General features: G+C 68.7%; 28 protein-coding genes. 4 read left to right on the top strand and 24 right to left on the bottom strand.

Features of this window, described 5'->3' with window-relative positions; all coding sequences use genetic code 11:
• Nucleotides 1-284 precede the first annotated feature (284 nt).
• Complete coding sequence (gene ltrA, locus DFR50_RS13400) at nt 285-1,529, top strand: group II intron reverse transcriptase/maturase (protein ID WP_113889764.1); 1,245 nt, start codon at nt 285-287, stop codon at nt 1,527-1,529.
• Nucleotides 1,530-1,670: 141 nt separating this feature from the next.
• Here the strand turns inward: ltrA and DFR50_RS13395 are convergent, their stop codons facing one another.
• Genes DFR50_RS13395 through DFR50_RS13390 form a run of 3 tightly spaced genes read right to left on the bottom strand, consistent with a single transcriptional unit; the run spans nt 1,671 to nt 3,144 of the window.
• Nucleotides 1,671-2,555: an addiction module antidote protein gene (locus DFR50_RS13395; RefSeq protein ID WP_113889763.1), complete on the bottom strand. Its 885-nt coding sequence runs from the start codon at nt 2,553-2,555 to the stop codon at nt 1,671-1,673.
• Nucleotides 2,552-2,719: a phosphoribosyltransferase family protein gene (locus DFR50_RS32965; protein WP_245427749.1), complete on the bottom strand. Its 168-nt coding sequence runs from the start codon at nt 2,717-2,719 to the stop codon at nt 2,552-2,554. The genes DFR50_RS13395 and DFR50_RS32965 overlap by 4 nt, the downstream gene beginning before the upstream one ends.
• Entirely contained in the window at nt 2,638-3,144 is a 507-nt protein-coding gene (locus tag DFR50_RS13390; protein WP_245427733.1) for a hypothetical protein, read from the bottom strand. The genes DFR50_RS32965 and DFR50_RS13390 overlap by 82 nt, the downstream gene beginning before the upstream one ends.
• 158 nt (nt 3,145-3,302) lie before the next feature.
• On the opposite strand from DFR50_RS13390, the gene DFR50_RS13385 reads away from it, so the two are divergent.
• Nucleotides 3,303-4,280 (top strand): urea transporter, encoded by a 978-nt coding sequence (locus DFR50_RS13385; RefSeq protein WP_113889762.1) that lies wholly within the window; start codon nt 3,303-3,305, stop codon nt 4,278-4,280.
• A gap of 13 nt (nt 4,281-4,293) precedes the next feature.
• Here the strand turns inward: DFR50_RS13385 and DFR50_RS13380 are convergent, their stop codons facing one another.
• From DFR50_RS13380 to DFR50_RS13340, 9 genes are all read right to left on the bottom strand, one after another.
• Nucleotides 4,294-5,604 (bottom strand): DUF1576 domain-containing protein, encoded by a 1,311-nt coding sequence (locus tag DFR50_RS13380; RefSeq protein WP_113889761.1) that lies wholly within the window; start codon nt 5,602-5,604, stop codon nt 4,294-4,296.
• A 49-nt stretch (nt 5,605-5,653) separates the two neighbouring features.
• Complete coding sequence (locus DFR50_RS13375) at nt 5,654-6,124, bottom strand: peroxiredoxin (protein WP_113889760.1); 471 nt, start codon at nt 6,122-6,124, stop codon at nt 5,654-5,656.
• A 164-nt stretch (nt 6,125-6,288) separates the two neighbouring features.
• Nucleotides 6,289-7,008, bottom strand: a complete 720-nt coding sequence (locus DFR50_RS13370; RefSeq protein ID WP_113889759.1) for an ABC transporter ATP-binding protein — start codon at nt 7,006-7,008, stop codon at nt 6,289-6,291.
• Entirely contained in the window at nt 6,977-7,717 is a 741-nt protein-coding gene (locus DFR50_RS13365) for an ABC transporter permease (protein ID WP_113889758.1), read from the bottom strand. Before DFR50_RS13365 ends, DFR50_RS13370 begins: the two co-directional genes overlap by 32 nt.
• 3 nt (nt 7,718-7,720) lie before the next feature.
• Nucleotides 7,721-8,770 carry an ABC transporter substrate-binding protein gene (locus DFR50_RS13360; protein ID WP_245427730.1) on the bottom strand — a complete coding sequence of 350 codons (1,050 nt, stop codon included), beginning with the start codon at nt 8,768-8,770 and terminating at the stop codon, nt 7,721-7,723.
• On the bottom strand, nt 8,767-9,606 hold the full coding sequence (locus DFR50_RS13355) for an ABC transporter permease (protein ID WP_113889757.1): 840 nt from the start codon (nt 9,604-9,606) through the stop codon (nt 8,767-8,769). The genes DFR50_RS13360 and DFR50_RS13355 overlap by 4 nt, the downstream gene beginning before the upstream one ends.
• Nucleotides 9,603-10,382, bottom strand: a complete 780-nt coding sequence (locus tag DFR50_RS13350) for an ABC transporter ATP-binding protein (protein WP_245427727.1) — start codon at nt 10,380-10,382, stop codon at nt 9,603-9,605. Before DFR50_RS13350 ends, DFR50_RS13355 begins: the two co-directional genes overlap by 4 nt.
• Nucleotides 10,379-11,326, bottom strand: coding sequence for a PQQ-dependent catabolism-associated beta-propeller protein (locus DFR50_RS13345; RefSeq protein ID WP_245427746.1), 948 nt, complete (start codon nt 11,324-11,326; stop codon nt 10,379-10,381). Before DFR50_RS13345 ends, DFR50_RS13350 begins: the two co-directional genes overlap by 4 nt.
• Before the next feature lie 191 nt (nt 11,327-11,517).
• Nucleotides 11,518-12,831, bottom strand: coding sequence for an ABC transporter substrate-binding protein (locus DFR50_RS13340; protein ID WP_113889755.1), 1,314 nt, complete (start codon nt 12,829-12,831; stop codon nt 11,518-11,520).
• Between DFR50_RS13340 and DFR50_RS13335 the strand changes: the two genes are divergently transcribed.
• Complete coding sequence (locus DFR50_RS13335; protein ID WP_113889754.1) at nt 12,806-13,138, top strand: hypothetical protein; 333 nt, start codon at nt 12,806-12,808, stop codon at nt 13,136-13,138. The genes DFR50_RS13340 and DFR50_RS13335 overlap by 26 nt on opposite strands.
• 175 nt (nt 13,139-13,313) lie before the next feature.
• On the opposite strand, the gene pqqA is transcribed toward DFR50_RS13335, so the two are convergent.
• From pqqA to DFR50_RS13275, 12 genes are all read right to left on the bottom strand, one after another.
• Nucleotides 13,314-13,391 (bottom strand): pyrroloquinoline quinone precursor peptide PqqA, encoded by a 78-nt coding sequence (gene pqqA / locus DFR50_RS33595; protein ID WP_113889807.1) that lies wholly within the window; start codon nt 13,389-13,391, stop codon nt 13,314-13,316.
• Nucleotides 13,392-13,914: 523 nt separating this feature from the next.
• Nucleotides 13,915-15,015: a pyrroloquinoline quinone biosynthesis protein PqqE gene (gene pqqE / locus DFR50_RS13325; protein ID WP_113889806.1), complete on the bottom strand. Its 1,101-nt coding sequence runs from the start codon at nt 15,013-15,015 to the stop codon at nt 13,915-13,917.
• A 37-nt stretch (nt 15,016-15,052) separates the two neighbouring features.
• Nucleotides 15,053-15,322, bottom strand: coding sequence for a pyrroloquinoline quinone biosynthesis peptide chaperone PqqD (gene pqqD / locus DFR50_RS13320; protein ID WP_113889753.1), 270 nt, complete (start codon nt 15,320-15,322; stop codon nt 15,053-15,055).
• A gap of 4 nt (nt 15,323-15,326) precedes the next feature.
• On the bottom strand, nt 15,327-16,067 hold the full coding sequence (gene pqqC, locus DFR50_RS13315) for a pyrroloquinoline-quinone synthase PqqC (protein WP_113889752.1): 741 nt from the start codon (nt 16,065-16,067) through the stop codon (nt 15,327-15,329).
• Nucleotides 16,064-16,963, bottom strand: a complete 900-nt coding sequence (pqqB, locus tag DFR50_RS13310) for a pyrroloquinoline quinone biosynthesis protein PqqB (protein WP_113889805.1) — start codon at nt 16,961-16,963, stop codon at nt 16,064-16,066. Before pqqB ends, pqqC begins: the two co-directional genes overlap by 4 nt.
• Nucleotides 16,964-16,973: 10 nt before the next feature.
• On the bottom strand, nt 16,974-17,825 hold the full coding sequence (locus DFR50_RS13305; protein ID WP_113889751.1) for an energy transducer TonB: 852 nt from the start codon (nt 17,823-17,825) through the stop codon (nt 16,974-16,976).
• Complete coding sequence (locus DFR50_RS13300) at nt 17,822-18,274, bottom strand: ExbD/TolR family protein (protein WP_113889750.1); 453 nt, start codon at nt 18,272-18,274, stop codon at nt 17,822-17,824. The genes DFR50_RS13305 and DFR50_RS13300 overlap by 4 nt, the downstream gene beginning before the upstream one ends.
• Nucleotides 18,274-18,933 carry a MotA/TolQ/ExbB proton channel family protein gene (locus tag DFR50_RS13295; RefSeq protein ID WP_113889804.1) on the bottom strand — a complete coding sequence of 220 codons (660 nt, stop codon included), beginning with the start codon at nt 18,931-18,933 and terminating at the stop codon, nt 18,274-18,276. Before DFR50_RS13295 ends, DFR50_RS13300 begins: the two co-directional genes overlap by 1 nt.
• A 40-nt stretch (nt 18,934-18,973) precedes the next feature.
• A complete protein-coding gene (locus DFR50_RS13290) occupies nt 18,974-21,289 on the bottom strand; it encodes a TonB-dependent receptor domain-containing protein (RefSeq protein WP_170153205.1) in 2,316 nt (771 codons plus the stop codon).
• A gap of 89 nt (nt 21,290-21,378) precedes the next feature.
• Nucleotides 21,379-22,584 carry an ABC transporter substrate-binding protein gene (locus DFR50_RS13285; protein WP_113889748.1) on the bottom strand — a complete coding sequence of 402 codons (1,206 nt, stop codon included), beginning with the start codon at nt 22,582-22,584 and terminating at the stop codon, nt 21,379-21,381.
• A gap of 169 nt (nt 22,585-22,753) precedes the next feature.
• A complete protein-coding gene (locus DFR50_RS13280) occupies nt 22,754-24,007 on the bottom strand; it encodes a c-type cytochrome (RefSeq protein WP_245427724.1) in 1,254 nt (417 codons plus the stop codon).
• Nucleotides 24,008-24,032: 25 nt separating this feature from the next.
• The gene (locus tag DFR50_RS13275; RefSeq protein WP_113889747.1) at nt 24,033-25,745 is read right to left on the bottom strand and encodes a PQQ-dependent dehydrogenase, methanol/ethanol family; all 1,713 of its coding nucleotides are present in this window, start codon (nt 25,743-25,745) and stop codon (nt 24,033-24,035) included.
• A 302-nt stretch (nt 25,746-26,047) separates the two neighbouring features.
• On the opposite strand from DFR50_RS13275, the gene DFR50_RS13270 reads away from it, so the two are divergent.
• Nucleotides 26,048-26,452 (top strand): c-type cytochrome, encoded by a 405-nt coding sequence (locus DFR50_RS13270; RefSeq protein ID WP_113889746.1) that lies wholly within the window; start codon nt 26,048-26,050, stop codon nt 26,450-26,452.
• Nucleotides 26,453-26,725 lie beyond the last annotated feature (273 nt).

Here is a 26,725-nt window from a genome sequence, read left to right as displayed (position 1 = left end):
AGTGCGCGTCCGGAACCTCCGGACTGAGCGCGTCGCAAGGCGCGTGACCGCGGCGCGGAAGTCAGCAGAGGGCGTAGTAGGCCTGCGTATCGGCTGAAGGCCCGAACGGTTGAAAGGGTCGGTAGGGCGGAGCTCTCGCATTGGCCAAGCGGTCGAAAATCCAGCTCGAGCTGGCTTTCGGAGGGGAAGCGACGGGTGAAGCCCGAAGCGTCCGCGCCGGAGGGACCGAAGCCATTGCGGCGGGCGTCGCAGTCGAAAGCCCGTCGGCGTTGGCCGGACCGTGCATGGAAGCGATTGTCGAGAGGGACAATCTCAAGGAAGCGTTGGCGCGAGTGAAGCGCAACAAGGGCGCGCCGGGGATCGACGGCATGACCGTCGAGGCCCTGAGCGCGCATCTCAAGGACCATTGGCCGACGATCCGCGCCCGGTTGCTCGACGGCTCCTACGAGCCGCAGCCGGTCAGGCGGGTCGAGATCCCGAAGCCCGCCGGCGGCGTTCGCGCCCTCGGCGTGCCGACGGTTCTCGACCGCTTTGTCCAGCAGGCGGTTTTGCAGGTGTTGCAGGCGCACTGGGACGGAACGTTCAGCGCTTCGAGCTACGGGTTCCGGCCCGGCCGCTCGGCGCATCAGGCGGTAAGCGCGGCGCAGGCGTTGATTGCGACGGGCCGCCGGGTGGTGGTGGATCTGGACATCGAAAAGTTCTTCGACCGGGTCAACCACGACATCCTGATGGGGCTCGTGGCCCAACGGGTCGCCGACAAGCGCATCCTGACGCTCATCCGTGGGTTTCTGACCTGCGGCGTGCTGGCGGACGGGCTGGTCGGACCGACCGACGAAGGAACCCCGCAAGGCGGCCCGCTCTTGCCGCTCCTGTCGAACCTGATGCTCGACGTGCTGGACAGGGAACTGGAGCGGCGCGGGCATCGCTTCGCCCGCTACGCCGACGACTGCAACATCTACGTTCGCAGCCGGCGCGCGGGCGAGCGGGTGATGGCGAGCGTCGAACGGTTCCTCGAACAGAGGCTGAAGCTGAAGGTCAACAGGGCCAAGAGCGCGGTCGCTCCGCCGTCGCATCGCAAGTTCCTCGGGTTCAGCTTCACGGGCGGCGTGACGCCGAAGCGTCGCATCGCCCCGCAGGCGCTGGCCCGGTTGAAGGAACGGGTGCGTGAGGCGACGAAACGGACGCGGGGCGTGAGTCTCGAAAGGATCGTGGAGGACCTGTCGCGCTATCTCGTGGGATGGCGCGGCTACTTCGGCTTCTGCGAGACGCCTTCGGTGCTGCGCGCGCTCGACCAGTGGATCAGGCGCAGGCTTCGATCCATCGTCTGGAAGCAATGGAAACGCGGGCGGATGCGCTTTGCGGAGCTGCGCCGCCGGAACGTGGACCGCGATCTGGCGGCGCAAACCGCCGGAAGCGCTCACGGCCCGTGGCGGATCAGCGCCAGCCCTGCGCTGAACATTGCGCTCTCGAACGACCTTTTCCGGAAAACCCTCGGCCTCGCTTCCCTCGCGACCGCCAGGACCGCATAATCAGCCGAACCGCCGTGTACGGACCCGTACGCACGGTGGTGTGGGAGGGGAGGGACCGCGAGGTTCCCCCCTATCCCGATCGAGCCGGGAGCCTCTCATCCGGCTTCCACCCGTCACTGAGCGAAACGCCGCCCTCTCACTCTATTCGGCTGCGGCGTGCTCCGGCGCGGACAGATCGTGCGGCTTTGCCTCCAACCGCACCCCCAGCGAAGTCAAGACTTTCATGACGGTCATGAATTCGGGATTCCCACCTGCGTCGAGGGACCGATAGAGACTTTCACGCGCCAAGCCCGTCTCGCGCGCGATTTGGCTCATTCCCCGGTCACGGGCAATCGCACCCAGAGCATCCAGGATCCGCGCGGCGTCACCGGACGCCAGCGCGGCGTTGAGGGCTCGGACAGTCTCGTCCGTCGGCGGCGGAGAAGCCACTGCGGGCGCATTTGAAACGTCGGTTCCGCTCACGGAGGCATGATCGGGCAAACTCGGCTCCGGATCGGCTTCGATCAGGGACCATTCTTGTGATGTCGCCCTTTCGCGGAGGTCGGCGCGGAAGGCGGGATCGCGCTGGCGGATGAAATCGCGATACTGATCGACCGTCTTGACGTTGACTGCCGCCTTGTCGGGAACGTTGAAGAGGACAGAGATCTTGCCGGCCTGAACCATGCGCAGCACGTTCAGCACGGTGCCGGGGCTCTTGCCATCCCAGATCATCAGACCGAAATCGGCTTCGCGAGCCATTTCCCGATCCTTGGCGGCGTAGAACTGAAAGCCTTTCGTTTCCTTGGGAACATCGACGCGATGCGTGATCCACGATCCGAGATTGTTGCGGGGATGATCACCCGAACAGAAAACGGTGACGTTGGAATATTTGGCGTCTAAAAAATGCTTCTGAACGGCTTTGTCGGCGCCGTTGGCGTCTCCGACGATGACCTGATGACGGCTGGCGATTACGTTGTCGAGGCGCTTTTTGACCTCGGCCGGAAGGCGGGAAATATGTCGCGAGCCGCCGATGAAGATGGTGTTCATTGGTTGCTCCGGGTCTTGGTGATGGTGAGCGCCCGAACCACCTCCGCCTTGCCGGCATCCAGAAGGACATCGGTAATTGCGTTCATGGTGGTGCCGGAACGGAACAGATCGTCGAACAGGAGAATCTTGCGACCCCGCGTCTGCGCCGTGTCGACCGCATACAGGCCCTTGACGTGCTCCTTGCGCTCGTCGGGGTCGGTGATGTTCTTGAGCTGGCCGTTGGTCGCGTCGTGGTAATGCAGGGGAGAACCGGGACTCTCAGCGCCTGTCCGATCCCTTCAGCCATGATGATTACCGGCTGGACTGCCCGCTGGTGGGAGGGCGGAACGGGGACGATTGCATCGAACTTGTCCCGGTGACGCCCGAGAAAATCAGCGACGGTTTCGACAATGGGGCCGGCGGCAGATCGATCAGATCGATTTTTCAAGCGAAACAGCAGTTCAGCGATTTCCGGGCGAGCGGTTTCAAACTGCATATATCCGAAATCATTGTAGCCGATCGGCGTGCTGCTGATCGTGTGAAGATCCAACGCGACTCCCGATTTCCAGTGTCCGGCTATAGCAATCGGATTGATTTTGACGATGGCCATAGTCGCCCTCCGCTCCTCACTGTAACCCGCAGGCTACAGATGAGCAAGGAGGATTTCCTCCCGTCATTCATCGCGGCGCCGCGTCCTTGCCCGACCGGCGCGGCTAGCCCTATCGTGCGTGCGTCGGCGAACTCTGCGCCGAAGGAGGGTAGAGGCTCTTGGACGCGGCGCTGACACGCTGGGAGGAGGTTTGCACGCAGTCGCCCGCGCTGCGCTTCGTCGACATCTGCCTGCGCGGCGTCGGGCAGGTGATGTTCCAGGACAATCCGCTGTCGGGAGCGCTCTTTCTCGCGGCGATCCTGTGGGGCTCGCTTGCGGCGGGCGCGCCGCATGTCTTTCTCGCCGGCCTCGTCGGCGTGGCCGCGGCGACGCTGACGGCGATGTGGCTGAAGGCCGACGCGGCCGCGCTGAAAGCCGGCCTCTACGGCTACAACGGCGTGCTCGTCGGGCTGGCGCTCGCGACCTTCCTCGCCAGCGGCCCGGCGCTCTGGGTCTATGTCGCGCTCGGCGCCGCCGTCTCGACCGTCGCCGCGCTCGCGACGGCGGGCGCGCTGAGGCCGCTCGGCGCGCCGGCGCTGACCGCGCCGTTCGTGGCGGTGACCTGGATCATGCTGCTGGCGAGCTACGGCTTCGCTGGCCTTTCCGGCGCCGGGCTGCCGGCCGCGGGCGTCGTCGCGCCTTTCGAGCCCGAGCCGGCGCTCTCCGCCGGGGTGGCGAGCTATCTGGGCGCGGTGCTCCTGTCGATTTCGCAAGTCTTTCTCAAGGCGAGCCTCGTCTCGGCGCTGCTTTTTCTGGCCGGGCTCGCGGTCAGCTCCATCCCTGCGGCTCTCTACGCGCTCGGCGGGGCGGCGCTCGCGGTCGCGGTCGCCCACGGCTTCGGCGCTGAGAGCGACGTGGTGAGCCAGGGCCTGCTCGGCTTCAGCCCGGTCCTGACCGCGGTCGCGCTCGGCGTCACCTTCCGCAGGCCCGGGCGCAACGCCCTCGCCTATGCGGCGCTCGGCGTCGTGTTCACGGTCGTCGCCCAGGCGGCGCTGAACGTCGCGCTGAGGCCGTTCGCGATCCCCGCGCTGACCGCGCCGTTCATCCTCGTGTCGTGGATGTTCCTGCTGCCGGACGCGAAGCCCGCCTCCGACTGACGACGCGCGCGTATCACTTCGCGGCCGCCGCCTCGGCGTCGAGATCGTCACGATAGCCGAGACCTGCGCGTATGGCGACGATCACCGGCACCAGAACGGCGGCGACGATGCCCGCGGCAAATCCGTTGTTGTAGAGGTTGAGGCCGGCGTGCAGCGGCCCGACCGTCAAGGCCGCCGAGGCGTGCGCGAAGCCGGCCACCACGCCCCAGCCGGCGCCGAACCGGCCGGCGATCGGCGCGAGCGTCGTCCCGAACAGCGCGGCGAGCGTCAGCGACGGGTCGCCCGGACTGGCCGCGCGAGAGAGCGCGCCGAGGAAAACACCGAGCATGACGGGCGCGATGGTGCGCGGATGCTTGCCGAAGGCGGCGAAGCCGACGATCGTCAGGATCGCGCCGATGCTCGGGCCGTTGAGGTCGCCGCCGGTGGCGAGCACATAGGCGGCGCCGAGCGCGCCGGCCAGTCCCATGTTGGTGAGCGTCGCGCCGAAGCCGGCGAGCGCCACGAAATCGGTCGGCGCCCGCCCGGGGGCGGCGAAGATGACGGCGAGCCGCCTGAAGGCGCCGCGGTCGAGCCCATAGCCGACCGCCGCCATCGAGGCGAAGACCACGGCGAGGAACGCCGAGAGGAGAAGGTTGGCGCCGGTCGTCCAGATGAAGACGGGGTTCGGCACATAGCCGAACGCCTTGTACATGGCCACGACCAGGGTGCCGACGATGCCGGCGGCGAAGCCCATGTTGTAGAGGCTGAACCCCATGTGCGTCCGAAACAGGTGAGCGGCCGCGGGCGGCAGGATGAACCCGATCGCGAGCCCGGTCGCGAGCGCCAGCGGGACGCTCGCGAGCGGCGCAAGCGTGGTCGAGAACAGGATCTCGGAGACGATCGGGGCCAGGGCCGCGCCGAAGAAGGCGGTGTTGATATGGACGCGGAACGGTTCGCCGCGAAAGCGGGCGTAGAGCGCGACGCCGGCGACGATCGGCCAGACGTTCAGGAGGTTCTTGCCGAACAGGCCGAAGCCGAGCACCAGGAACAGACAGGCGACGGCGGCGCCGGTCATCGGAGCGCCGGCGCGCCGGTAGACGAACGCCGCCGCGAGCGTGAGCAACCCGGCGCTGACGCAGCCGCCGCCGATGCCGCCGACGCCGAAATAGTCGGTGAGCAGGGCGTCGCGGGTGGTCAGGATCGCCCACAGTCCGCCGAGAACCTTTCCCGGGGGCTCGACGGCGAGGCCGAACAGCACGAACGCGGCCGCATAAGCCGCGACCACGCTGAGGACGACCCCGTCGGGAACAGGCCGCGGCGCACGCTCGTCGGTCGGAATCGCCATGCCTTCTCCTGCGCCGCAATGCTAAGCGAAAATGGGATCGCGCGCCCGCTCAGAGCGCCCGGACCGCCTTCAACACGTCCTCGGCGTGCTTCGGCACCTTCACCTTGCGCCAGATTTTCGCGATTCGCCCGTCGCGGCCGATCAGGAAGGTCGAGCGCTCGACGCCGAAATATTTGCGCCCGTACATGCTCTTTTCCTTCCACACCCCATAGGCCTCGATCGCCGAGCGCTCGGGGTCGGCCGCGAGCGCCACGGAAAGCGCGTGCTTGGCCTTGAACTTGTCGTGGCTGGCGGCGCTGTCGGGCGACACGCCGATCACCGCGGCGCCGGCCGCGTCGAACTCCGGCTTCAGGCCGCTGAACGCGATCGCCTCGGCGGTGCAGCCGGAGGTGTCGTCTTTCGGGTAGAAGTAGAGGACGACCGGCTTTCCGGCGAAATCCGCGAGGTCCGCCCGCGCCCCCCCGTCGGTCGGCAGCGTGAAATGGGGGGCGGGATCGCCCTCGTCGAGTTCCTTGGCCATGTCGCCCTCGTCCTGTCTCGATGTCGATTCGACGCCCAGCGAAAGCTGCGCTCGCGCCGCGGACGTTGGATCGGACGGCGGCGCGTTTCAAGCGGTCCGGCGGCGGTGGGGATAAACAATCGCGGCCGCACGGGCGTCGCTCGCACCCCGCGAGAGCCCGGCGTTCACGGCGACAGCGCGTCGATATCGGCTTTGATCGATCGCGCCTCCGCCGCGCTCATCCCCTCCCGGGGCGGTCGGACGCGAATCTCGCCGATCACCCGCGCCGGCCGCGGCGAGAGCACGAAAATGCGGTCGGCGAGGCGAATGGCTTCCTCGACGTCGTGGGTCACCAGAACCGTGGTCACGGCGCGCTCGCCGACGAGCGCCAGGAGTTCGCCGCGCAAGGCCCGCGCGAGCGGCGCGTCGAGCGAGACGAACGGCTCGTCGAGCAGCAGCAGCGACGGGCGCACGGCGAAGGCGCGCGCCAGCGCCACGCGACGCGCCAGCCCGAGCGACAGCTCGCTGGGGAAATGCGCCCGGTGGTCGGCGAGGCTGAGCCGCTTCAGCAGGGCCGCGAACTCCGCCTCGCCGATGTCAGGCGCGGCGAGGCGAATGTTGTCCTCGACGCTGCGCCACGGCAGGAGGCGCGGCTCCTGGAACACCATGCCGAGCGGGCCCTGCGGGCGGGCGACCGCGCCTTCGAACGCCGAATCGAGGCCGGCGACGATCCGCATGGCTGTCGACTTGCCGCAGCCGGACGGCCCGATCAGCGCGCCGACCTCGCCGGCGTCGAGCCGGAAGGCGAGGTTCGAGAGGATCTCGACCTCGAGCCCGGCGACGCTCGCGACGCGCTTGCGCGCGATGCGAACGTCAAGCGGGCCGGGGGCGCCAGCGGGAGACATGGCGTTCAAACGGCTGCACCACGAGGGCTTCGACGACCAGCATCGCCGCGGTGAACGGCAGGGCGTAGGCGAGCAGCATGGCGACGTCGAAAAGCTGGAAGGCCTCGTTGATCTCGAAGCCGACGCCGTTCGGGCGGCCGATCAGTTCGACCACCAGCACGATCTTCCACACCAGCGACAGACCCGAGCGGGTCGCGGCGGCGATATAGGGCGCAAGCTGCGGCAGGACGACGTGGCGAAGCCGCTTCCAGGGCGAAAAGGCGAATGCGCGCGCCATCTCGTCGAGCGCGGGATCGAGGGCGCGCGCGCCTTCGCGGATGGTCACGGTGGCGTTCGGCAGCTTGTTCAGCGCCACCGCGGCGATCGCCGCCGCCTCGTTCAGGCCCGCCCAGATGTAAAGCAGGACGATGATCACGAGGGCCGGCAGGTTGAGCAGCACGACGACCCACGGATCGGCGAGACGGTCGACGAGCGCGCGCCGCCCCATCGCATAGCCGAGCGCGGCGCCCGCCGCCATGGCGAGCAGGAAGGACGCGGCCACGCGCGCCATGGTGATCGCCATCGCCGCGAACAGCTCGCCCGAAGCGGCGGCCTTGCCCATCGCGGCGAACACGGCGAGCGGGCCGGGCAGATGGCGCGGGTCGCCGAAACGGGCCGCGACGATCCACAGCGCCAGCAGCGAAAGCAGCGAAAGGAGCCGCGCGGCCATCGGTCATCTCGCCGCGTTCGCATCGTAGAACAGGCCCGTGTCGAGGTCCGCGGCGCCGCCGACGAGATCCGGCCCGCCGACGGCGACGATCGCGCGATAGAGCGCCTTGGCGTCCTGCGCTTCCTCGGCGACGGAGCGCTTCGGCACGCCCTCGGCGTAGCGCTTCCGGTAGATGTCGAGCGCCGCCTCGTCGGTCAGGCGCAGGCGGGCCTTGATGGGCGTCCACAGCGCTGGATCGCTCGCCAGCGCCTGGCGCGCCCTGGCCGCGGCGTCGAGAAAGCGCCGCAGCGCGTCGCCGTGGTCGCGAGCGAAGGCCTCGGTGAAGACGTAGCCGGTCATCGCCACCGGGCCGGTCGCGCCGAGCGTCTTTTCGACGCCCGCCATGTCGACCGCCCGGCGGAAGCCGCGGGCTTCGAGCGCGACCGAGAAAGTCCAGAATTCCAGCGCCGCGTCGAGTTCGCCGCTCGCGAGTTTCTCCGCGATCAGCGGCGGCGCGCCGTAGGCCGGGCGGGCGGCCCTGGCGAGATCGACGCCCTCTTTCCGCGCGGCGGCCTGGACCAACAGCCAGCTCTTGTCGAGCGGCCCGCCGGCGACGCCGAGCGAGCGGCCGGCGAGGTCGGCGAGCGCGTGGATGGGCTGCTCCTTCGGCGCCATCACCGCGCCGAGCGCGGTCGAATAGGGCGCGAACAGCAGCTTGTCGCCGAGCGTGCGCTCACGCGCCGCCCACAGCCAGTCGGAGACGATCAGGTCGGCCGCCCCGCCCTGGAGCGCGATCTTTCCGGATTCGGGAGTGGCGAGCTCGGCCGTCTGAATGTCGAGATCCGCCGCCTTGTCGAGGCCGAGCGCCTTCATCGTCGCGATCTCCCAGGCGACGGTGCCGGTCTTCTGCATGGCGAGGCGGATCGTGTCCGCCGCCTCCGCGCAGGGCGAGGCGAGGAGCGCGCCGGCGAGCAGGGCGACGAGCTGCATGCGCGCCGATCGAACAAAGCCATGCGGGGGCGGGTCCTCTGCGCCCGCGAGCAGGGTCGCGCTCATCGCTGGATTGCCCTTCATCCGCCGCCTCGGCGCATCAGCATGCCGCGCGACGGGTCGTAGGCGACGACCGCAGCGGCGAGGAACACGATCGTGCAGCCGAGCACGACCGCGAACGACAGCGGTTCGAACTTCCCCCAGAAGGCGAAGCGGATCAGCTCGACCGCGTAGGTGAACGGATTGAGCGCGCATACGGTCGCGAGCCAGGGGCTTCCCTCCTGCACCCGCCACAGCGGATAGAGCGCGGACGAGGCGAAGAACATCGGAAAGATCACGAAGTTCATCACGCCGGCGAAATTCTCGAGCTGCTTGATCAGCGACGACAGCACCATGCCGAGCGCGCCGAGCATCAGGCCCGACAGCGCCAGCGCCGGCAGGATCGTCAGGTAGCCCCACCAGGTCGGCGGCTCGATCTCCCAGAGATAGGCGATGACGAGATAGGCGTAGACCTGCAGGATCGACACCGCGACGCCGGCCAGCAGTTTCGAGGTCAGCAGAAACCAGCGTGGGGCGGGGCTGACGAGCAGCATGCGCATCGAGCCCATCTCGCGGTCGTAGACCATCGACAGCGACGACTGCATGCCGTTGAACAGCTGGATCATCGCGATCAGGCCGGGCGTTATGTAGACGTCGTAGAGGACGTAGGTCTCGTAGGGCGGGATGATCGAGACGCCGAGCGTCTGGCGGAAGCCGGCGGCGAAGATGAACAGCCACACCAAAGGCCTGACCAGCGCGGAGACGAATCGCTCGCGCTGATGGAGAAAGCGGAGGCTCTCGCGCCAGACGATGCCCTGCAGGCAGACGAGGTAGGCGGCGAGGCCGAACGGCCGGCGCGCGTCGCGCGCCGCCACGCTCATGCGTCCTCCTCGCCGGCGCCGCTGGTCAATCGCGAGAAGGCTGCGCCGATCGAGTCGGCGCCGGCCGCCGCGATAACCGCCACGGCGCGGTCGTCGGCGAGCACACGGCCCTTGTGCAGGAGGACGACCTGATCGTCGGGGCGGATCTCGTCGACGAGATGCGTCGTCCAGAGCACCCCGACGCCGTCCTCGGCGACGAGGCGGCGCGTGAGCGCCAGAATGTCGGCCCGCGCCTTGATGTCGAGCCCCGCGGTCGGCTCGTCGAGCAGCACCAGACGAGGCGCATGCAGGAGCGCGCGCGCGATCTCGACCCGCCGCGCCTGACCACCCGAGAGCTGGCGAACGCGGTCCTTCAGTCGGTCGGCGAGGCCCATGCGAGCGACGAGGTCGCGCGCGCGGGCGCGCGCCTGCCGCGGTCCAATGCCCTGCAGCGCGCCCTGATAGAGCATGTTCTGCTCGACGCTGAGGTCGGGGTCGAGGGTGCGACTCTGGAACACCACGCCGAGCTCGGCGAGCGCCGCGCCGCTTTGGCGCGCCACGTCGTGGCCGAAGATGCGCACCGCGCCGGCGCGGGCGGCGTAGAGATGCGTGATCACGGAAAACAGCGTGCTCTTGCCCGCCCCGTTGAGGCCGAGCAGGACGGCGAAGGTCGCCGGCCGGACCGAGAAGCTGACATCGTCGAGCGCCTTGCGCGCGCCATAGGCGTGCGAGACGCGCTCGACGGCGAGCGCCGCCGGTCCGGCCGCCGCCCCGCCGAGGGCCATGGTCTCGTTCATGGCCCGGCGATCGCCACGCCCCACGGGTAGGACCCGACGGGGATCGACTTCAGCGCCTTCAGCGAGGCGACGTCGATGACGGTGACGTCGTTGCTGACGCCGTTGGTGGCGTAAAGTTGCGTGTCATCCGGGGTCAGCGCGAGGTGCCAGACGCGTTGCCCGACGAGAATGTACTTGAGCACCGCCTTGGTCGCGCCATCCACGACGGCGACCCGGTTCGCCGGCCCGAGCGCGACGAAGCCGAGCCTGCCGTCGCGGGTGAAGCGGATGCCGACCGGCTGGATCGCCTCCTTGCGCAGGCCCGGAACGTCGAAGGCGAACGTCTGGACGACCGCCTTCCTGACGGGATCGATCACCGAGATCTTGCCGCCCACTTCCGAGCTCACCCAGAGTTCCGCGCCATCCGGCTTGAATTCGGCGAAGCGCGGACGCGAGGGGACGAGGATATTGGCGACCGACTCGCCGCCCGGCCAGTCGATGAAATGGGCCATGCTGGTCGTCTCGGAGGTGACGACCACCGTCTTGCCGTCCGGACTGACCGCGACGCCCTCCGGCTCGACGCCGACCGGCGTCTCGCGGATCGCCTTGCGCGAGGCGACGTCGATCGCGGTCAGGAGCGCGTCGTTCTCGTTGGCGACGAACAGGGTCGCGCCGTCGGGGCTCAGCCGAAGCTGCTCCGGGTCCGGACCGGACGGCAGCGCGCCGACGATCCGAAGCGACTTCGTGTCGAGGATCGCGATCGTGTCGTCGTCGCCGAGGCAGACGAACAGGAAGGCGCCGTCCTTCGAGAGCGCGAGCCCGCGCGGACGCTGGCCGATCGCGACGGTCTTCGTCGTCTGCATCTTCGCGGTGTCGATGATCGAGACCGAATCGCCCTTCTCGTTGGTGACGTAGGCGGCGCCGGCGAGGGCCGGCCCGGTCGCGGCCAGCGCCAGGGCAAGCAGGGCGAGCTTCCCCTTCTCCGCGAAGCGGGGAAGGTGGCCGGAGGCCGGATGGGGTGAGGAAAGCAGCGCATGGTCCCACGAAGGTTCGGGGCGCCGGTCGCGCAGTCCGACTGGGGTCAATGCAGCGGGCCACACCCCATCCGGCCTTCGGCCACCTTCCCCAGCAAGCTGGGGAAGGGGTCTCGCGCGCTTCACTTGAGCTTGCATTTCGTCTCCGGCTGGTCGAGGCCGAGCGTATCGAGCTCCGACACCTGATGAAGAAAGCCTTCCTGCGGCGAGACGCTGACCGTGCCGCGCCCGTCGGTCAGCAGGATCGGCTGGCGAAGCTGGAGATTCCAGGGCCTCAGGGTCAGCTTCACGCCCTTGAAGTCGGCGACGTCGAAGTCGGGCGACAGCATCAGGTCGCGCGCCGCCTGCGGGTCGGCGGACTTCGTCCGGTTGACGGCGTCGCCGATCATCCGCATCGCCACCCAGGCCTGATTGTCGCGGGCGTTCATGCCGCGATGGGCCATGCGCTCGAAGCGGTTCTGCAACTGCACGGCGCCCCACAGCTCGTGCGAGGCGTCCCAGCTCGTGGGCATGAGACCGCCGGAGCCCGCGACCGGGCGCGGGTCCCAGGTGCGGTAGGGCAGGTAGCCGGCGAACACCTGGTTCTCGTCGGCGGCGACCAGCACGTCGTAATTGGGGGCCTTCTGGGTGAACACGGGCATCTGGCGCTGGGTCTGCACGACGCCCGAATCCGAGCGCCGTCCGCCGCCGGCGTCGGCGTAGGTCCGCTTCTCGACGATCTTCGCGCCGAACTTCCGCGCCGCCCGCTCGTAAGCCTCGCCGAGCGCGACGTCCTCGGGATGGGAGCCGACGACGAGCAGCCATTTCGGCCATTGTTTCCAGATCAGGTATTGGGCGAGGGCGTCGGCGAGCTGGGCCCGCGACGGCGCGACGTGGACGAGGTTGGCGCGGCAGTCCTCCTCGCGCAGCCGCTCGTCCGGCGCGCCGGCGTTGAACACCAGGGCGCGGCCTGCGCGGGCGAGGTCGGCAACCTTCAGGAGCGCGTCCGCCGGCAGATCGGCGATCAGAAAGCCGATCCCGGAGTCGAGAAGCGTTTTCGCCGCCGCGGCCGCGTCGTCGCCTGGAGCAAGCTTCACGTCTTCGATCGCGAACGACTGGTCGAGGAATCTCCCGGTCGTGTTGTCGTCGGCCATTGCGAGCTTCGCCCCGGCGACGAAATCGTCGGCGGCGGGGATGTCGAGGATCGAGATCGTGTCGCGCGAATGGGTTTGCCGGAGCACGCCGACCCTGACGGCGAGCGGATCGGCGTGGGCGGCGGGCGCGATCCCGAGCAGCGCGGCGAGGACGAGCGCGGCCGCGAACCCGAGGCGCTCGCCAAGCGGTCGTCCCGCAGGACGAGGGGATGGCGCGGGTTGCGCGCGCCGGCGCCCGCCGCCATGATCGGCGGACGGAAAGGACAAGGACAGCCGGATGCGCCTCGAGATTGCTCTCGCCATCGCCGCGCTCGCGCAGCCCGCAATGGCCAAGGATACCCGCTTCTGGAATCTGACGTCGGCGACCGTGACGTCGCTGGAGCTCGCGCCGGCGGCCACCCTCGTCTTCGGGCCGAACCAGTGCCTCAACGACCCCGACAAGGCCGTCGACCACGACGAGCGGGTCAAGGTCGAGGGGGTCGCCAGCGGCGTGTATGTCGCCCGACTGAAGCTCGCCGACGGGCGAACCTGCATGGCCAGGACCGTACGGATCGAAGCCGGCAAGGCGTTCGTGATCGAGGACAAGGATCTCACCGACTGCAGAAAATGACCGGCAGGGGTCATCGGGGTTCTTGAGACGCGTGCGGCGCCGAGCCCGAGAGGCCGGCGCCGCGCAAGCGACGCTCCCGCGTCTCTTGACAACGCTCCTTCGAGCGCCGCGCGGACGGCAGACCAGTCAGCGCGGCGAAAGAGCGGCGGTCGTTCGCGGTCGGCGAAACCGCGGCTTACATCTCGGCGCTGACGTAGGCGGTCACTTCGAGACCGGCGCAGATTTCGACGACAACCGGGGTGGTCCAGCTCATGGGCTCTCTCCTTGGGGGCGCGTTTCCAAAAAGGGTGTTAGACCCCCTTCACGCGAAAGAACCTAACAGCGCTGTTTCTGGTCGTCACCTGTCCGAAGGTACATACCGCGGCCGGCGCGACTTCGCGCCCGGACTCTGCTCGGTAACGGCCCGCCCCGTCATTGCGAGGAGCAAAGCGACGAAGCAACCCATGCCGCCGGTTGCTGACTGCGGAAAAAATTGCTCCGTCTTCTGCTCGCGACGAAGGGCGGCGGGACGATCAGAGGGCGCAACAGCGGCCCAGCGGCCCTGGATCGCTTCCCCCCGGGCTCTTCGGCCCGGGGGTCGCTCGCGATGACGGCGTTCTTCCCCCCGCCTTGGGAGTTACCTCTGTTCCTCTGTTCGCGAATGCCCCCGGAACGCGTTGACATCAGGACGGTTGAATCAGCGCGGGCGCGCCGCGCAGAAGGGCGCCGAACGGTCGTCGCGGCGTGCGCCGGACTCGGCCCCGACGCGCGCAAGCGCCGATGCGTTCGGCGCCGCCTCAGCCCTCGAGCGCCGCCTTGTACGAGCGCCAGCGGATCGCCTCGGAGCCGGCTTCCGCCTCGGCCGCCGCCGTCCGCCCGATGCGCGCGTGAAGGGGCGACTTCGAGCAGGCCGGGTCGGTGGCGGCGGCGTCGCCGGCGAGCGCCAGCGCCTGGCAGCGGCAGCCGCCGAAGTCGATCTCCTTCCGGTCGCAGGTCCGGCACGGCTCGCGCATCCAGTCCGTCCCGCGAAAGGCGTTGAAGGCCGGGCTGTCGGCCCAGATCTCGGCGAGCGAGCGGTCGCGCACATTCCAGAATTCGAGGCCCGGGATCGTTTCGGCGGCATGGCAGGGCATCGCCTTGCCGGACGGCGAGACGTTGATCGCGAGCCGCCCCCATCCGCCCGCGCAGGGCTTGGGGTAGCGCGCGTAATAGTCGGGCACGACCATGTCGATGACCAGCCGGCCGGCGAGCTTCGGCCGCGCCGCCTCGACCAGCCGGATCGCCTCTTCGGTCTCCTTCAGCGCCGGCATCAGCGCGGCGCGGTTGGCGAGCGCCCAGCCGTAATATTGCGTGTGCGCCACTTCGAGGCGCCGGGCGCCGAGCTCGAGCGCGAGGTCGATGAAGGCGCTGACCTGATGCAGATTGGGACGGCTCACGACCGCGTTGACCGTCAGCGGCACGCCGGCCGTCGTCACCATCGCCGCGAAGGCGCGCTTCTTCGCCCACGCGCCGTCGTAATGGCCGAGGCGGTCATTGGTCCCCTCGTCGGCGCCCTGGAACGAAAGCTGCGCGTGATCGAGGCCCGCCTCGACCAGCCCGCCCCACAGTCTCTCGCCGACCCCGATCCCGGAGGTGATGAGATTGGTGTACAGCCCGCATTGCGCGGCGTGGCGCGTCAACGCCACGATGTCGCGCCGCGCGGTCGGCTCGCCGCCCGACAGGTGCACGTGCAGCGCGCCGAGCGCCGCCGCCTCCTCGAACACGCGCTTCCACGTCTCCGTGTCGAGCTCCGCGGCCGGGGGTTCGAGCTTGAGCGGATTCGAGCAGTGCGGGCAGCCGAGCGGGCAGCGATGAGTCAGCTCGACGAGGACGCCGATCGGCGGCGCAAGCGCGGTCATGCTTCCAGCGCCCTTCTTCATGGCTCCAGCACCTGCGTCATAGGTCCAGCACCCTCTTGGCCTCGAGATCGCCGAGCATCGCGACCACGTCCTTCTCGATCATGGCCGGCGGGGCATTGTAGCGGGCTGCGAGCTCGGCGACGATCCGCCCGAGATCGCGCTCGCCGTCGCAGAGCTGCAGCACCGCCGCGGCCGTGCCGTCGACCTCGAAGATCCGCTCCGGCGCCAAGAGCGTCCAGCGCTGGCGGACATCGTCGTGGCGAAGTTTGACGCCGCGCGGCAGCCGCGGCTTGGCTGACGTCTCCATCGTGTCACTCCGGCCGGAATGCGCCGGGCGGGATCGCCCCGCACACATAGGCGTGATGCAGCGCGTCGAGTTGCGCCCACAGCACCTCGGTCTTGAAGGTCAGCGCGGCGAGCGCGCCCTTCTGCTCGGCGACCGTGCGGGCGTTGCGCTTGACGTAGTCGAGCGCGAAGTCCGCGTCCTTCGGCGCCTGGTCGAGCCGCCGCCGGAAATAGGCGACCACCCGCTCGTCGATGAAGTCGTAATTCGCCAGCATGCCGGCGATCCGCTGGCGGTGAATCGACGGGGCGAACAATTCCGTCAGACTCGATGCGACCGCCTCCAGCAGCGGCTTCTCGCGCACGAAATGGACGTAGGCCTCGACGGCGAATTTGGTCGCCGGCAACGCGCCCTCCTGGCTGACGACATAGTCGCGGTCGAGCCCGAGTCCGTCGGTGAGGATCAGCCAGCGCTCGACGCCGCCCTTGTCCTCGCCGAACCCGTCGTGGTCGGTGATGCGATGCAGCCATTCGCGGCGCAGCTCCCGGTCGTCGCAACGACCCATGAGAGACGCGTCCTTGCGCGGGATCGCCGCCTGGTAGACGTAGCGATTCAACGCCCAGGCCTGCACCTGCCCCTTGGTCAGCTTGCCGCCGTGCAGGAGGTCGTGGAACGGGTGAAGGTCGTGATAGCGCTCGGGGCCGACCGCGCGCAGCGCCGCCTCCAGCGCCTCGGGGCTCAGCGGTTCGGACGCGATAGGCCTGTTCATGGGGTAACCTCCATTCCGTCGTAGGCGACTTCCCAGCCGGCCGCCTTGATCGTTGTCTCTTCGGGCGACCCTTCGATCAGGATCGGGTTGGAATTGTTGATGTGGATGAGGATGCGGCGGACGTCGGCGTGCCGCGCCAGCGCGTCGAGCGTTCCGCCCGGCCCGGACACGGGGCTGTGGCCCATGCGGCGGCCCGTCTTCTCGCCGAGGCCGCTCGCGATCATCTCGTCGTCGGTGAACAGGGTGCCGTCGAACAACAGCGCGTGCGCGCTCGCAATGCGCTCGTGCAGGGCGTCGGTGACGCGGGCGCATCCCGGCGCATACACGAGCCTGCGCCCGCCGGCCTCGACCGCAACGCCGACCGTGCCTTCGCCGATGGCGTCGGTCTCGACGTCGCCCTCCTCGAGCCAGAGCGGAACCTTTCCCGGCACCGGGAAGAGTTCGACGGCGAGGCCCGGCAGCGGCTCGAACGGTTCGCCGAGGCGGACGGCGCGGCGCGCGACGATGTCGGGACCGACGACGTCGAAGATCCGGTTCGCGCCGATCGTGTCGAGCGTCGCGCGCGTGCCCCAGATCGTGAACGGCTGGCGCTCGCGCAAGGCGAGCAGTCCGGCGGCGTGATCGACGTCGGTGTTGGTGAGCAGCACGGCGGCGATCGGCGACTGCCGGCCCCGGCCTTTCGGCTGCATCGCGGGCGTCGCGAGGATCTGCTGGCGCAGGTCGATCGAGGCGTTGAGCAGCAGCCAGCGCTCGCCGTCGGCGCTGACCGCGAGGCTCGACTGGGTGCGCGGCTTCACCCGCGGGTCGCCGTCCCAGGCGAGGCGGCAGACTCGGCAGGCGCAGTTCCATTGGGGGACGCCGCCGCCGCCGCCCGAGCCGAGGACGAGCGCCCGCAGGCGCGAGAGGTCAGTGCGGGACATAGTTGAAGCTCGTGGAGACATGGACCGAGCCGCCGGGCGGCGGCGGGAAATGCGCCGACTGGACCAGCGTCCGCGCCGCCGCGTCGAGATCGGCGTCGCCGGAGGACCGGGTGATCGCCAACGAGGCGAGGGCGCCCGACGGGCCGATGGCGAACGTGACCGCGACGACGCCCCTGGCGCCGCGTCCCCGCGCCGCCGGCGGATAGAAGAGGCGGCTGCGGATCGCCGCCGCCATGGCCGAGACATAGGCCGCCTGCGAGGCGGCGCTCGCCGGCGCCGCCGGACGCGCGCTCGCGGCCGCCGGCGCCTCCGCCTTCGTCGCCCGCTCCGGCTGCGGCGGCGCCTCGACGCGTTTCGTTCGGAGGGGCTGGGGCTTCGCCTGTTCGGGCCTGGGCTCGACGGCCCTTTGCCGCTGAACGCGCGGCGGCGGCTTCGCCGGCTGAAGCTCAGCCGCGGCGGGCGCGGCCGGCGCGGCCTCCGCCGGCGCGCGAGCAGGCGGCGTCTCGGCCGCCGGCGGCGCCGGCGCAGGCTCGGCCGGCGGCGCGACCGCAACCGGCGGCCGTTCCACCGGCGGCGGCGCGACGTCCTGAGGCGGCGGCGGCTCCGAGACGGCTTCCGGCGCCGCCGCCTGCGGCTGGGCGTCCAGCGCAGGCGGCGCGGGCTCGACGTCGAGCATCACGTCCTTCGGCCGTTCCGGCGGCTTTTGCGCGAGATAGGGCAGGGTCGAGAGCGCGGCGGCGTGCAGCGCGACGATCACGGCGACGATCGCCGGCCGCAGCCATGACGGCTGAAACGCCGGCGGCTCGAACGCGCGCCCGCCGAGCGCAAGATCGGTCATCGGCGGGTCGCCGGGTCCGCCGGAGGCGGAGCGGCGCGCCGCCCGTTCGCGACGATCGCGATGTGGTTCAGTCCCGCCGCGGCGAGGTCGTCCATCACCGACAGGACGTCGCCATAGGCCGCCTCCCGGTCGCCGCGCAGTTGCACGACGCCGTTCGAATCGGCGAGCCGCGCCTCGACCGCGGCGACGAGCCCGTCGCGCGATACGGCGTCCTTGCCGACCGATACGGCGCCGTCCCTGGTCACGGCGACGATCACCGGGTCCCTGGCGTCGAGCGGCCGAGCGGTCCTGGCCGCCGGCAGGTTGACCTTGATCCCGGCCGCCAGCATCGGCGCGGTCACCATGAAGATGATCAGGAGCACCAGCATCACGTCGACGAGCGGCGTCACGTTGATCTCGGCCAGCGGCTGGTAGAGGCCTTCGCCGATCTTCCGGGGCGGCGTCGCCATCACGGCGCCTCGCTGCGGCGGCGAGGATTCGCCTCACGAACCACCTCGGCCGGGCGAGAGACGAGCGCGATCGCGCGCTCCTCGACGAAAGACGCCATCTCCTGGCCGAGGCGGGCGAAGGCGGCGCCGATGCGGTTGTAGCCGATCGATGCGGGAATCGCCGCGGCGAGCCCGTAGGCGGTCGCGGCAAGCGATTCGGCGATGCCGGGCGCGACGGTGGCGAGGCTCGTGTCGTTGGCCTGGGAGATCGCGGCGAAGCTCGACATGATGCCCCAGACCGTGCCGAACAGTCCGACGAACGGCGCCACCGAGGAAATGACGGCGAGATTGGGCAGGCCGCCCTCGGCGCGGGCGATGAGTTCCCGCGCCGCCCGGGCCATCCCGTCGGCGATCCGCGCCCGCACCTCGCTCACCGTCTCGCCGGCGATGCGCCGGTGGGCCTCCGCCTCGCCCGCGGCGACGACGCCGGCGAGCGACGCCACGGTCTCGCCGCAACGGGCGGCGCGCACCGCTCGGCCGAGACGGACGACCGACACCACGCCTTCGACGATCAGCACCCAGCACCACAGCGAGGCGGCGAACAGCACGGCCATCACCGCCTTGCCGACGAGGCCCGCCGACAGGAACAGCCCGACCGGGGAAAGATCCAAACCCTGCATGGCCATCGCCTCGTTTCGCTCCCGACGTGCGCGTCGCGCGTCACAGTGTGTATTTCAGACCCGCGTAGACGGCGAAGGGCTTCCCGGGCGCGTACGTCCTGGGGTCAGTCAGGAACGGCGCCGCGTTGGGAAACGACGTGGTGTCGTAGAGGGCGCCGGCCGTATAATAGCGCTGGTCAAAAATATTCTGGACGAGCCCATAGACCTGCAATTGTTTTCCGACCTGATAGGAGGTGTGCACGCCGAAGATCGCGTAGCCGGGAACCTGGGGCAGCGCGCCGTTCTCGTTGCCTGTGATCACCTGAGCCGAGGCCGCGACCAGATCGCCGCCGACCTTCCAGTTCGGGGTCACGGCGTAGTCGAAGCCGACCTTGACCGTATTCTTCGGAATGCCGGCGATCGGCATGCCGTTGGTGATCGGAATCTCTCCGCTCGCGTTGGCGAGCGGGTTGTACGGCGACGGCTCCATGAACGTCGTTAGGTAGACCGCGTCGATGTAGGTGTAGTTGGCGTAGGCCGACCACCGCTCGCCGGTCCACTGGACCGCCGCCTCCGCGCCCTGGCGCAGGGTCGTGCCGACGTTGGTGTAGTAGCCGAAGCCGGTGAACGCGCTCTGAACCGGCAGGATGTCGTTGGCGAGCGTGGTGCGGAACAGGCCCGCCGACCAATGCAGCTCGCCCCATTGCGCCAGATCGTTCCGCCCGCGGACTCCGAGCTGGACCGTCTGGCCGATCACCTGTTTCAGCGCCGGGTCGGAGACGAGGAAATTGTCGATGATGCAGGGTTTTTCGGGATCGGCGCAGCCGAGCTCGAGCGGCGTCGGCGCGCGATTGGTCATCGCGTAGCCGACGTAGAGGTTGACGTCGGGGGTGAGCTTGTAGGTGAGGCCGACGGTCGGGTTGACGTGGAAGTAGGTCGAGTAGCCGTTGGTGAAGGCGCCGTTCCCGCCGGAAAGATTGATTCCCGCGAAGTTGAAGCGCGCGCCGCCGGTCAGCGCCAGCCGGTCGGTCGCGTTGAAGGTGTCGAGCGCGTAGAGGCCGACATAGGTGGCGTTGGCCTTGACCGCGACCGGGGCGAGGTAGCTGTCGGGCTGGTCGATCACAAACGGGAAGCCGATGACCGGCAACGCATTGTCGACGAAGCCGGGCACGACGCCGAGCTGGCTGTTTCCGGTGAAATTCGTCCAGCCGTAGTCGAGCGAGGCGCCGGCCGTGAAGGTGTTGTCGTGGCCGGAGATCGTGTCGGTGTCGACGGCCTGCGCAGAACCGCCGAGCGAGCGCGACTGAGTCCAGGACCGGTCGATCTCGCCGAGGTCGTAGGCGCCGTTCCCCGAGATGTCCGGAATCGGCGCCCCGGTCCGGTCGTTGACCGGATTGCCGTTGAGGCAGGAGTACGGCGCACACGAGGACGCTTCGGTCCCGTTGCCGTCGACATGGCCCTGGTTGAAGGCGCGGACATAGGCGCCGCCCTGGAAGCTCAGGGTCGGCGACCAGGCGTAGGTTCCGGTCCAGGCGAGCATCCCCATCGTGTTGTCGGTCGTCTGGGGGACGGTGTAGACGCTGCGCCAGTTGGTCTGCAGCTCCTGGAGCGGCGTGAAGGCCGCCGCGCCGAACTGGGTGGCGCCCGCGGTGAGCTGGAGGTGCGACTCGAACCCGTTGGCCTTGTAGCCGAGGTCGCCGTAGACGTTGCTGAGTTGCGAAGCGCCGTCCTGCCGCCAGCCGCCGTCGTTGATCTGCGTGCCCGCGATATAGACGGACCAGTCGCCGACCTGCTTGCCGTACTGAAGCTCCACCTGCCCGCGATAGAACGAGCCGCCGCGCAAGTCGGCTTCGAATCCCTGCCAGGTGAAGCCGTTCTTCATCGTGACGTTCAGTGCGCCGCCGAGGGCGTTGAGGCCGTAGATCGGATCGCCGGACACGATCGCCATCTTGTCGATCGCGTTCTCGGGGATCAGGTCCCAGTTGACCGTGTCGCCGAACGCCTCGTTGATGCGCACCCCGTTCTGATAGACGGCGAGGCCGATCGGCGTTCCGCTGACGGGCGAAGCGGTGAAGCCTCGGTAGCTGACGTCCGGCTGGAAGTCGTTGCCCGAGACATTGCCGACCGTGACGCCCGGCGCCTGACGCGCCAACGTTTCCGGTAGCGTCGAATCGTGGAAGGTCTGGATGTCGGCGGCGCCCGTCTGCCACACGGCGCCCGGAACCCTCGACACATCGATCTCTCCCCCGCCGAGCGGCGTGGTGGCGACGACGTCGAAGGTCGGCAGTTGGATCGTGTCCGCCTTCGCTTCCCACGCGAACAGGGCGAGTCCGCAGAGCGCCAGCGCATGGCGGATCCGACACGGCGACTCGGTCATTTTCTCCGCTTCCTCCCGGCGCCTACGCCTTGTCGTCATGGCGCGCCGGGAGCATCTCCCGATCGCCGCGCATCGGCGGTTCCCCGTCGTCAGTCGTGGGCGACGGGCCCCTCCATCCGCCAGCTCGTCCCGTCGAAGCTCAGCAGCTGCAGCTCGCGGATCGGACTGAAATTGTCGGGCGACGTGTCGACCTTGATGCCCGGGATGAGCATCGGCGCGGCGAACGCCTTCAGGTTCGCCGCCTGCCGCATCACGTTCTCGCGCGACACGTCGTTTCCGCACTGCTCGAGCACCTGAACCATGGTCGCGGCCGCGCCGAAGGCGTAGGCCGCGTTGGCGTCGCCATACTCTTTCGCCGACATGTATTTGTCGGTGAAAGCCTTCCAGTCCTGCAGCGACGGCTGGTCCTTCCAGTGCGGATCGTTGACGTCGATGATGTAACCGTCGGTGATCAGGCCCTTCGACTTCTCGAGCCCGGCCGGCTTCAGGACGGCCGCGACCGACGGCGAGACATTGCTCAGATACCGCGCGCCGTTCCAGCCGAGATCGTACGACTTGCGGATCGCCTGGGCCGCGAATTTCGGCGTCGCAACGATCACGAAGATGTCGGCCCCCGAGCCCTGCAGGGTCACGACCTGCGAGTCGACGGTCGGCTCGCTGGTCTCGTAGGAGGCCTCCTTGACGATCATCGCGCCGGCCTTGTCGCCGAGCGTCTCCTTGAGGGCGTCCAGATATTCCCTGCCGAATCCGTCATTCTGGAACAGGACCGCGATCTTGCCATCCGGCCGGGTCGCCAGGATATGCTTGCCGTAGACGCGCGCCTCGGTCTGGTAGCTGGGATTGTAGCCGATCGTCCAGGGATAGCGCGCCGGGTCGGCAAACAGGTTCGCGCCGGTCGCCACGAACAGCTGAGGGACCTGGTTCTCGTTGAGATATTGCCGGATCGCGAGGTTCGGCGCGGTGCCGAGCGTATTGAAGAGGAAGGCCACCTTCTCGTCCTCGACCAGTCGGCGCGCCAACTCGACTGTCCTGGACGGACTGTAGCCGTCGTCGAGGCTGATCAGATTGATCTTGCGTCCGTTGACGCCGCCCCGATCGTTGATCATCTTGAAATAAGCCGCCTCGGTGCGGCCGATCACGCCATAGGCGGACTCCGGGCCGCTATAAGGCATGGTCTGGCCGATCTTGATCTCCGGGTCGGCGGCGCCCGACGTGGCGGCGCGCGCCGCCCGTGGACCCGCGGCCAAGGCCGCCGCCGCGGCGCCGGATTGCAACAACGAACGTCTCGTGATCATCGCCTTCTTCCTTTGTTTCCTGCGATGGCGACCGGCTCTCGATGGCGATGGGACGACGCGACATGCTCCGACCCATCGTCACGACCCGCCGCGTTGCCTCCATCGCAGATCGATCGGCGCCTCTAAAATCGGCAATGCGGTGTATGCCTTCCGTTGCGAACCGGGCCGACTACTCGGTCGACTGGATCGTCGACAGGTAGGCGAAGATCTGCGTGAACTGTTCGTCGGTGAACACGTCCTTCCACGTCGGCATGCCTTTGGTCGGGCGGCCTTCATGGACGGTTTTCCAGTACATGTTGTGCGCCCCGTCGCTGTAGCGGAGCGTCAGGCGGCGCAGGTCGATCTTCTTGACGCTCTGCTCTCCGTTGGGGCCGTGGCAATGCGCGCAGGTGCCGTTGAACACTTCCTTGCCCTCGGCGACGAGTTCGGGCGTGGTGGGCGGCGCTTTGGGGGCGATGTCGAATTCGCCCGTCCCGTCGCCGGCCGGCTTGCCGGGATCCTTGCCGCCCCCTGCGTCGAGAGACGCGGTCTGGCTCGGCGCAGCGGCGCCGGCCGGAGTCGAGGCCGCGGCGTGAGCGTCGGAAGGCGCGTTCTGCGCAACCACCACGGCGGCCTTCTCGACCACGGCGGCGTTGTCGGCCGCCGCGGTCACGGGACCGTCGGGCGCGACCCCGTACCTGGAGAGAAGCGCCGGGAAGGATTTCGACACCTCCGGGAGCACGGCGTCGACGGCGTCGCGCAGATCCTTCGCTTCCTTGGGAAAGCCGATCGCGGTCGGATAATTCAGCCGCGGACCGTCGACCGGGACGATCGCAAAACGCCCGTCGTACGCGGTCTTGTTGAGATAGCCGGCGATCGGCGCCCAGACAAAGGCCGCGTCGGCGCGGCCGTCGGCGAGCGCCGTCATGCCCTCCTCGGGCGAAAGCACGGTGACGGCCTCGATGTCGTCGCGCGGGCCGACGATGTTCTGCGGCTCGCTCTCGAACTGCACGGCGACTCGCTTGCCCTTGAGCGCTTCCACGCTCGCGAGCGGCGCCTCTTTCGGCGTCACGATGGCGTAGCCCAACTGGAACAGCGGCTTCGAGAAAATGACCCGAGGCCCCATGAAGTCGGCGCTGTCGGGCAGGCCGATGGTTGCGTCGCACTGCTTGGCGAGCATGGTGACGCGCACGGCGCGCTTGCCGAAGTAGGTGCGATACCAGACATGCGTGACCGGACGCCCGAGCGCCCGGCCGATGGCCTCGCCGATCTCGAGGTAGAGGCCCGGCTTGGCCGGATCGTCGCTCGAGAACGGCAAGTCGGTCGGATCCGCGCATAGGCGCAGAGGTCTGGCCGGCGCGTCCTGCGCGCGCGAAACGCTTGCGCAGGACGCCGCGACCAAGGCGGAGACAGCGACCGCTTTGTGCATGATTCCGAAACCCATCCCTGTCTCCTCCCTTGTCTTTCGATCAGTCGAGGGCGAACACGAACAGCGCGCCGCCTTCCGGGGTCGCCGCCGTCATCTTCTTGCCGAGGTCGCCGAGGAACGCCGGGATCGCAGCCGTGCGGCCGACCACGACCGCGACATACTGCTTGCCGTTCACCGAGTAGGTGATCGGGCCCGCGCCGATGCCGGAGCCGAGGTTCTTCTTGAACAGCTCCTGCCCGGTCTTGGCGTCGAGCGCGCGGAAGTCGCCGTGCAGGTCGCCCCAGAACACGAGGTTTCCGCCCGTGGTCAGCGTTCCGCCGTTGAACGGCAGGTCCGACTTCAGGCCCCAGACCTTCTCGTGCTTGACCGGATCCCAGGCGATCAGTTCGCCGTTGTATCCGTCGCCCTCGTGGGTCGGGAACTCGGCGCCGAGATAGAAGACGCCGCGCTTGTAGGAGACGTCGCCGACCGACCAGTCCATGCACACGTTGTTGGACGGGATGTAGACAAGGCCGGTGTCCGGGCTGAACGACATCGGCTGCCAGTTCTTGCCGCCGATCAGGTTCGGGCAGATGCCCTTGGCCGGATGATTCGGTCCCGGGCGCTTGTCGGCGACCTCGATCGGGCGCAGCGTATTGACGTCCCACTTCTCGGCCCAGTTGGTCGGCACGTATTTCTCGGCCGAGAGCACCTTGCCCGTCTCGCGGTTGGTCACGAAGAAGAACCCGTTGCGGTCGGCCTTCATCATTGCCGGCACCGTCTCTCCGTCTATCTTGAGGTCGGCGAGAACGAGTTCGTTGACCCCGTCGTAATCCCAGGCGTCTTCCGGCGTGCCCTGCACCCACCACTTGATCGCGCCGGTGTCGGCGTCGAGGGCCAGCGTCGATGCGGTGTAGAGGTTGGTGAGCTTGCCCATGGCGCCGTCGCCGGTCGAACGGACGGCGGTGTTCCACGGGCCCGGGTTCGAGGTGCCCCAGAAGACGGTGTTGGTCTTGGGATCGTAGGAGCCGACCAGCCAGGCCGCGCCGCCGCCGTGCTGCGCCGTGTCGCCCTTCCAGGTGTCGCCGTTCGGCTGGTCCTTCGTCGGAACGGTGTAGGTCTTCCACACCTGCTTGCCGGTATTCATGTCGTAGGCCTGGAGCGAGCCGCGCGCGCCGTATTCGCCGCCGCCGAAGCCGGTGATGACCTTGTCCTTGACGACCAGCGGGGGGGACGTGATGACCGATCCCTGCGTGTAGTCGACGACGTCGGCTTTCCACAGCTCCTTGCCGGTCTTGGCGTCGAGCGCGACGAGCTTGCCGTCCAGACGGCCGACGAACAGCTTGCCGTCCGCATAGGTCACGCCGCGGCTGTTGACGTCGCAGCAGGCGAATTGCAGCGTGTCGTCGGGCATGTCGGGCTCGTAGGTCCACTTGCGCGCGCCAGTCGCTGCGTCGATCGCGTAGACGTACTTGGGGCCCCAGGAAGTTGACACGTACATCGTGTCGCCGATAACCAGCGGCGTCGATTCATTCGAGCGCAGCGATCCAAGCTGGAATGAATAGGCGAGCCTGAGATTGCCGACGTTGCTGGTGTTAACCGACTTCAGAGGGCTATAGCGCGTATTCGCGTAGTCTTTGCCATAGACCGCCCACTCGTTCGGGTCCTGGCCGCCCTTGATCACCGAATCGTTCGCCGCGGCCGAAACCAGCCCGGCGGCGACACACAAAGCTCCTGCCGCGCTCGCGAGGAGCGCGTTCGCAAATTTCGCCATTTCGTTTCCTCCGTAACCAGCCCGCGAGCCTGCGTCTCACACACGGACCCGTCGTGTTCCGCCCGTACGACGAGGCGAAATCGAGCACACCATAATTTGCAGATCTCCTTTGCGCCAGACACGGAGCTACCTACTTTGGCGCCGCCGATACTTCGACGACGCCACCACCTCTCGGCGCGCTCGACGCGCATCGAGACGTCGCGTCGATGTGGCGCCGTCGCCGCGTGGTACAAAAGTGTCCGGACCCGGTTCTGGTCCTCCCGCCCGGTTTCGCGTAACGTACCGGTGGAGGAGGGACGGAGATGTCGCGCAGGACGGTCGTAAGCGGCGTCGCGCTGGTCTTGGCCGTTGCGGCCCCGGACATGGCGATCGCAGACCAGGGACGGCTCGACCCCAACACGCTGCCCGTTCCGCCGGGCGGAACGCGCGAGCAGGTTCTGCTTGGCGACAAGATCTTCCACGGCGAGGCGGCGGAGGGAAAATGCGCCCAATGCCACGGCGCCGACGCCAAAGGCACCGCCAACGGCAACGATCTGACGCTCGGCATGTGGATCTGGGGCGACGGCAGCGTGACCGCGATCAAGACGACCATCGGGCACAACATGAAGATGGCGCCGGGCATGGACGGCCGGCTCGCTCCGGGCGACGTCGACGCGGTCGTCGCCTATGTCTGGGCGCTCGGGCATCAAAAACCGCAAGCTCCGTGACGGAACCGGCGCCCTCGCGTCGGGCGACGGGGCGATCCAGGGGCCCAGCGACCCCTGAATCGCTTCGCTCGCTGGTGACGGCGTTGTTCGGCGCCCGCCGCCGGTTCCCGTTGCCCGCGGAAATCCGCAAGGCTCGCCGGGGCTCCCCCTCCGCTCGGCAGCGTGAAATCGGGAGCCGGATCGCCCGCGTCGAGGTCGTTGGCCGTGTCGCCCTCGTTTTGTCTCAATGTCGATTCAATGCGCAGCGAAAGGTGCGCCGAGCCGCGGACGTTG

This window comes from Roseiarcus fermentans (assembly GCF_003315135.1).
GTDB lineage: Bacteria > Pseudomonadota > Alphaproteobacteria > Rhizobiales > Beijerinckiaceae > Roseiarcus > Roseiarcus fermentans.
This window is presented reverse-complemented; position numbering and strand designations above follow the sequence as displayed.